This window comes from Mucilaginibacter sp. P4_G9, from assembly GCF_056400985.1.
On record NZ_JBFUKF010000262.1, the window covers coordinates 1 to 7,053 of the forward strand.

The following is a 7,053-nucleotide window of genomic DNA, read 5'->3' on the forward strand; positions in this document are numbered from 1 at the left end:
GTGCATACACCAAAGGAGTACCGTTCAAAAAAAGTAAGTATTCTCTGTAGCATGTCAGGTCAGCTTTAATATTTTATTACCAACGCCGCAATGCAGGCATTTCTTATAATTACAGTAGTTATTTTTTAGTTCAAGCAGTGCCTGCGATTCAAACGCGTTTGTAATTTTCAGCCCTAAGTTAACAAAATCTTCGGTAATATTGTTCTTTTCGGCAGGTAAATTTTCCAAAAGTTTAAGGCTACGACTTATGTAGTACTGTTGCTGGTGATGTTTGCCAAAACTAAACAGGAATAAAGCAAGGGTATTGATAAGCAAAATATCTACAGATGATGCCCCCATAATTTTAGGCGATGACTTTGAAGGTACATCAAAGCGAAAATGATCGTCCCAGTAGGCGTTTGTTTTTATAGATGCGAAAAGGCTTCTTAGTGCATCGATATCCTTTACCTCCAATATCTTRGAGAACAGATGGTTAGAATTTACAACCAGCGCTGCAAATTGAGCCAGCCTCACCGTAGGGAAATTTTGAGGCCGTAACCGCATAAACTTCCATAGGTGATTTTCTATCGGCTTCAAACTATATTTCTTCCGCAGAAAATCATATTCCTTTTTTAGCTTGTTTGGATAATCATCTTTCAAATCACCATCTAAAAATCCAGCTTGCCCAAATATCAGCGCCTCTATCTGCATCTGGTTGGTTTTGTGTTTGCTAAGGGTAAGCTGTGGCAGCGATTTAGCCAGCAACTCAAAAGGTAACGCGTTAGTTTTAAAGCCAAAGTTTGCAGCTAAAAACTGGTAAAAGGTTTCCTCCCAGTCGCCACGATTAATAGCAAGTGTCGCCGTTACTAAGGCCGATTTCTTTTCGAGCCGTTCGACCAACACCCGTGTTAGCCAGTTATGCATAATGAGCCCATCAACAGTGCCAATACTGGCTTCGCAAGGTATAATGGTTTGGTTACCGAATACCATCTGGTGGTAACGGTTATATAGTTCGGCTGGGATTCTGTCTCTTAGTTGAAGAGTTGGCACCTTGCGCCCGCTGGTTAAAACAAGCGGCAGGTCATTATTATAAACCACATGCAAAATTACATTGTTATAAGCATCATCATTGGTATGGCCATGCTTTTGCCAATCAGAAGCAGAAAGGTGAACCTCAACATTACCGGCCCAAAGGGTGTCATCTATTTTGATCCGGGCATTGTGAAAATCGGGGCCGGCATCAGTATTATGTGTACCCGTCGAAAATATTTCAAGCGTTTTACCATCTTCGGTTTGCAGGTCTATGCGATCAAATAGCCTGAATTTCCATACATAATGCAAAAAGTCTTCGGTGAAAAGCATGGTTTAAATATAGTAAATGTGATTGTTGATTTATTTAACTGCGTTTTTTTCTTTCTGTAAGCAGGCTCATTGATCGTGGAACTTTGGTATGTCCATTTAACTTCGTTATTTTATTTAATTCTGCGCAAACTATTTTATATTACTTGCTATATTTCATCTACATTGGCGGCTTCGCCTTGCCATGGGATGCGTAACTGCAATAAAAGGAGCGCTCCTGAAAAATTATATCCTCAATAAGCCAATTATGATGATTAACTTAATAAAAACCGGGAAGATATTAGCCTTTGTTTTGGTAGCCCAGACCTGCCTGGGTCAGATTCCCAAAAATACATTACCCTCATGGGCTTTTGGAGGTTTTGAAAGACCGGCAAATATAAACCCTATCATATCACCCGATACCAGCTCAAAATTTAAAGACCCGGTAAGTAACAAAATGGTGCCATGGGAAGCCAATGATACTTTTAATCCGGCTGCGGCCATAAAAAACGGCAAAGTGATTGTATTGTATCGGGCAGAAGACTTGTTTGGTATTGGAATTGGTTTTCGCACATCGCGCTTAGGATATGCAGAAAGTGCTGACGGCATTCATTTTAGCCAAAAAAAAACACCCGTACTTTACCCGGATAATGATATAGCAAAAAAATATGAATGGCCCGGTGGCTGCGAGGATCCGCGCGTGGCGGTTACCCCAAATGGAACATATGTTGTTTTTTATACCGAATGGAACCGCGAGTTGCCGCGCTTGGGTGCAGCAACTTCCAAAGACCTGGTGCACTGGAAAAAACATGGGCCTATCTTTGAAACGGCTTATCATGGTAAGTTTTTTAATATTGCCAGTAAATCAGCATCCATCCTTACAAAGGTGGTTAATGGAAAACAAGTGGTGATTAAAATTAATGGTAAATACTGGTTGTACTGGGGAGAACAGCATGTTTATGCCGCTACATCCACCAACCTGGTTGACTGGGCGCCGGTTGTTGATAAAAACGGTGAGCTGAAACAATTGATATCACCCCGCAATGGCTATTTCGACAGTGATTTGACAGAATGCGGGCCGCCGGCTTTAATGACCAAACAAGGTGTCATTTTATTTTATAATGGTAAAAATAAGGCCGATGAGAACAGGGATAAAAGGTTTAATGCCAATTCGTATTGTGCAGGACAGGCATTGTTTGATAAGAAAGACCCTTCAAAAAATATCACCAGGCTGGATGTACCTTTCCTGCGTCCGATGGCTCCGTTTGAAAAGAGCGGGCAGTATGTTAACGGCACTGTTTTTATAGAAGGTATGGTTTATTTTAAAAAGAAATGGTTTCTGTATTATGGCTGTGCCGATTCAAAGGTTGCGGTAGCTATATATGATCCATCCCGGCCAGCTCCGCCGGATCCTGTTGAAAATAAGTGATAATACACAATATAAAAAACCATAAACTATTTAAACGAATGGATGTTAATTGCTTATGATTAATATTCAAAGCTATGAACGATTTACTATTCGCCGAACAATTTGCTAAAGAACTGGAAGCTGAAGTACCGGCCACTCTGAAATGCCTGGAGYGCATCCCGCCAGAGCTTTTCGGCTGGAAACCGCATGAAAAGTCAATGGAACTGGGTTACCTGGCATTGCTTGTTGCCGAGATACCTTTATGGATAACACATATTATAAAACATTCAGAAATCGACTTTGCCACTTTTCAGCATATAAAGGCCCAAACCACCCAGGACCTGGTGAACCATTTTAAACAGAACGTAACGGAAGCCAAAAGCACGTTATTGAGCATTAAGGAAGGCACTCTGGCAGAAACATTTTACCTTAAGGCAAATGGCCGGGAATTATTTAGTTCGCCCAAGAAAGAACAGGTGGAATCAACTATTAACCACATGGTACATCATCGCGGCCAGCTAACTGTATACATGCGGCTGARTGATATCGCGGTACCTTCTATCTATGGCCCATCGGCAGATGATAAGAGCTTTGCAGCCGACAGCGGAGGTCATTGATTAAAATCGCCGTCCAATCTGATCAATGTTAGCGGCTGAACCTGTTTGCCCGTTTTCAAATTCTTATGCTTAATAGTTCACCAAGATCTTTCGCCATCCGTGTTAAATTTTGTTCTGTATGGGCTAACGCGGCGTGGAAACCTGCGGGCTCGTTGCCAATGGCCATCAGCACATCAAAGTATTGGTTTAGTTTTTCGTTATTGTTAAGAGGGATTTTACCCGCTAAGCCAATTACAGGTATACCTTTTGCCTTTGCCCTGCAGGCCACCCCGAAAGGGCCTTTTCCTTGTAGGGTCTGTTCATCAATGCTTCCTTCGCCGGTTATTACCAGGTCGCTTTTACGCAGAGCTTCATCAAAATGAGTAAGTTCCATAAAATAATCAATGCCGTTTACGAGCCTGGCATTTAGCCAGGCATAAACCCCTGCAGATGCTCCACCAGCAGTGCCTCCATACCGGGTTGCGGCCATATTTATATCGAGCTGCTGCAGGGTTACATCATTAAACCTGGAAAGCCCTGCATCAAGTGTTTTTACATCTTCGGAGCCTGCTCCCTTTTGCGGACCAAATACTGCCGCCGCCCCCTGCGGTCCCAATAACACATTATCTACATCACAAAGCACCACCAACCTGGTATTTTGCAGGCGGGTATCCATACTTGAACTATCAATTCTTTCCAGGTAGGGCAGGCTTTCAGGCATATTATCCAATAGACGGCCGTCGGCTCCGAAAAAATTAATGCCAAGTGCTTTTAAAATACCGGTTCCGCCATCAACCGTGGCCGAGCCGCCCATTGCAATTAAAATGGTGCTTACACCAAGGTCGAGGGCTTTTTTTATCATTTCGCCGGATCCGTAGGAGGTGGCCTTTAGCGGGTTTAGTTCATCCCGCTTCAGCAACCTGAGGCCGCATGCATCGGCCATTTCAATCACCGCGGTTTTGCCGCTATCAACCAAACCGAATGAGGCTTTAATTAGCCTGCCCAACGGATCATGTACATCCATAGTAACATAATCACCCCGCAGCTTTTGGATGATAAGGGCGGCTGTACCATCGCCGCCGTCAGCTATCGGGAAACATGCCGTTGTACATAGCAGCTTGCTTTGCTGCAGTCCTTTTTCAATGGCAGTAGCGGCAGCCTGTGCTGTTATGCTATTTTTAAAAGCATTTGGTGCTATCAGGATATGCATAGTTAGATTATATGAGACCATGCAGTTTGGTGGTACGATGATAATAATAATGAAGAACAATTGCCCATACCGTTTTTTAAACAACAGGAAGTTAGTAATTACAGCTAAAATAAATAAATTGCGTACCTATTAATTTAAACAAAAGGTAGTGCATAACGTATACACCAAATATACTATCTTCTTTATTGAGCCGATCAACCCCTAATTTCTTTTATGCAGACCAAACTCGAACTCTACCAAAAAGTTATACCGCTTGTCCACCTGGGTATTTGGGAAAGAAATATGTTAACTGACGAAATTTACTGGAATGCGGTGGTAAGGGGAATTTATGAGGTCGGCCCCGACTTTAAGCCAACTTTGGAAAAATCCATCGGGTTTTATGTTGATCAAAATGCTATAAAGCGATTGATAGAAGATGCCATAACAACCAGGGATCCGTTAAGCGGAGAATTTGAGCTGCGGACAGCAAAAGGGAATACCAAATGGATAAAAGTTAGGATAAAGGCAAATTTCGAAGAGGGTATATGTACAGAAATATACGGCACAATAGAAGACATTACCGAACAGGTTGACCTGCTTAAAAGATTGGCCGAACAAGAAGCGCAGTTTCATCATGCATTTGAATATGCGCCGATAGGTATGGCACTGGTATCGCCCGTTGGTGAATGGATCAGGGTGAACAAAATGCTATGCCAGATATTAGGCCGCGAAGAACACGATTTGAAAAAGGAAACCTTTCAAGACATTACCCATCCGGATGACCTTGATATTGACCTGGTACAAATGCATCAATTGCTGGATAATAAGATTATGGCTTATCAAATGGATAAGCGCTATTTTCATAAAAATGGTAATATTATATGGGCATCCCTAAATGTAACTTTAGTGCGTGATCAGCAGGGAGCCCCGTTATATTTTGTGTCGCAGATCAAAGATGTTACGGAAAGAAAAAACATGGAGCTGGAGCGGATCAAAGCAATGGAGATCATTAGCGCCCAGAACAGCCGCTTATTAAACTTTGCCCATATTGTATCTCATAACCTTCGTTCTCATACCGGCAATATCCAAATGCTTACCGATATGATTCTTAATGAGGAAGACAAATTGGAAAAAGATAACCTGACCGATATGCTGGGAACAAGCGCAAATAATTTGCAGGAAACGCTGGGGCATTTAAATGAAGTGGTTGATGTGCATGCCAATAATAAGCACAATTTAAAGTACCTTAACCTGGCCCTGGAGATTAACAGAACAATAAATATCCTGTCGGGATCACTGAAAGAGGCTGCAGCAAATCTTTCTATCAAGGTTGATCCTGAAATTGAAATTAATTGTGATAAGGCTTACCTGGAAAGTATTCTGCTTAATTTACTTACCAACGGTATTAAATACCGTGATCCTGAGAAACCGCTGGAAATAGCTATATCTGCTAACAGCCCCGGCTACAAAACCATACTGGAAATTGAGGATAACGGCGTTGGGATAGACCTGAACAGGCACGGCCAAAATATTTTTGGCATGTATAAAACCTTCCATGGAAACAATGATGCGCGGGGAATAGGGTTGTTCCTGGTTAAGAACCAGGTAGAAGCTATGGGCGGAAATATTACAGTAAAAAGTATGYCGGGAAAAGGAACTACATTCAGGATTGAATTTTAAAACCCATTTTTTAAATTTCGATTTTACAACGAACTCCTTAAGGTGACATTAAATGGTACCGCGAAATGCTCATGGCAATTGCTTAGCGCAAACTCGGCGGTTTTGCTTCCCATAAGTTTAAAATCTGTAGATATGGTGGTAATACCATCAAGAATAATCTCTTTTAGCGCAGTTTCGTTATAGGATATTACACCCACGTCTTTGGCTACTTTGAGCTCAGAAGCAATGATTTTTTTGATCAGTTCAACCAGGTCATCTTCCATTAAACTGATATAAACCGTGTCCCTTTGAATCGTTTCTGAAGCTAAAGAATCAACCACCTCATAATCAAATGCATATTGCCGGCAAAAATTAAGAAAACCTTTCAGGATCTCTTTGGAATGATAGGTTTTACCGGGGAATATCAGCTTAATGGTATGGTACTTAGTTAGCTTATCAAGCAGCTTCTTAAGGGCCTCATAAACATCCGACGCAAAATTTTCGTAAATGGCCGCAAATTTACCGTTTACGCCCGGCACCAGGTTATCCAGCAGGATCAGCTTATCCTTTGGGATGGTATTGATGATCTCATGAGCCTTGGTTTCATTATCCAAAAAATGGGGGATGATGATGTATTTGGCATAATCGTTCTGGAAACTATCAGCAATTATCTTTTTAAAAAAGTAGAAATCGTTGTTATAAATATAAAAATCAATGGTAGCCAGTTCGCCAATGGTAGCAACAAAGGCATCGTAAATTATCTTTTTATGCGCACTTAGCTTGTTGAACAGCAGGAAGATTTTCAGTGGCTTTTGAAAATCAGTATTCGAAATAAAAAAACCTTTACCCGGTACCGAGCTTACAATACCTTTATCCTTTAACTC

Annotated in this window: 6 protein-coding genes; 3 read left to right on the forward strand and 3 right to left on the reverse strand. The window is 41.6% G+C overall.

Going from position 1 to position 7,053, the window contains the following annotated elements:
* Positions 1-54: 54 nt before the first annotated feature.
* Positions 55-1,341 (reverse strand): DUF2851 family protein, encoded by a 1,287-nt coding sequence (locus AC1DPZ_RS18870; protein WP_477406255.1) that lies wholly within the window; start codon positions 1,339-1,341, stop codon positions 55-57.
* Positions 1,342-1,585: 244 nt separating this feature from the next.
* Here AC1DPZ_RS18870 and AC1DPZ_RS18875 point away from each other — a divergent pair, with 244 nt between their 5' ends.
* Together AC1DPZ_RS18875 and AC1DPZ_RS18880 are read left to right on the forward strand one after the other, a co-directional pair.
* Positions 1,586-2,746, forward strand: a complete 1,161-nt coding sequence (locus AC1DPZ_RS18875; protein ID WP_477406257.1) for a glycoside hydrolase family 130 protein — start codon at positions 1,586-1,588, stop codon at positions 2,744-2,746.
* Between the two features lie 74 nt (positions 2,747-2,820).
* Positions 2,821-3,342 (forward strand): DinB family protein, encoded by a 522-nt coding sequence (locus AC1DPZ_RS18880; RefSeq protein WP_477406259.1) that lies wholly within the window; start codon positions 2,821-2,823, stop codon positions 3,340-3,342.
* Between the two features lie 55 nt (positions 3,343-3,397).
* Here the strand turns inward: AC1DPZ_RS18880 and AC1DPZ_RS18885 are convergent, their stop codons facing one another.
* On the reverse strand, positions 3,398-4,552 hold the full coding sequence (locus AC1DPZ_RS18885; protein WP_477406261.1) for a glycerate kinase: 1,155 nt from the start codon (positions 4,550-4,552) through the stop codon (positions 3,398-3,400).
* A gap of 192 nt (positions 4,553-4,744) precedes the next feature.
* On the opposite strand from AC1DPZ_RS18885, the gene AC1DPZ_RS18890 reads away from it, so the two are divergent.
* Positions 4,745-6,190: a sensor histidine kinase gene (locus tag AC1DPZ_RS18890; protein WP_477406263.1), complete on the forward strand. Its 1,446-nt coding sequence runs from the start codon at positions 4,745-4,747 to the stop codon at positions 6,188-6,190.
* A 23-nt stretch (positions 6,191-6,213) separates the two neighbouring features.
* On the opposite strand, the gene AC1DPZ_RS18895 is transcribed toward AC1DPZ_RS18890, so the two are convergent.
* On the reverse strand, positions 6,214-7,053 hold an 840-nt coding region (locus tag AC1DPZ_RS18895), incomplete at its 5' end, for a GntR family transcriptional regulator (RefSeq protein ID WP_477406265.1).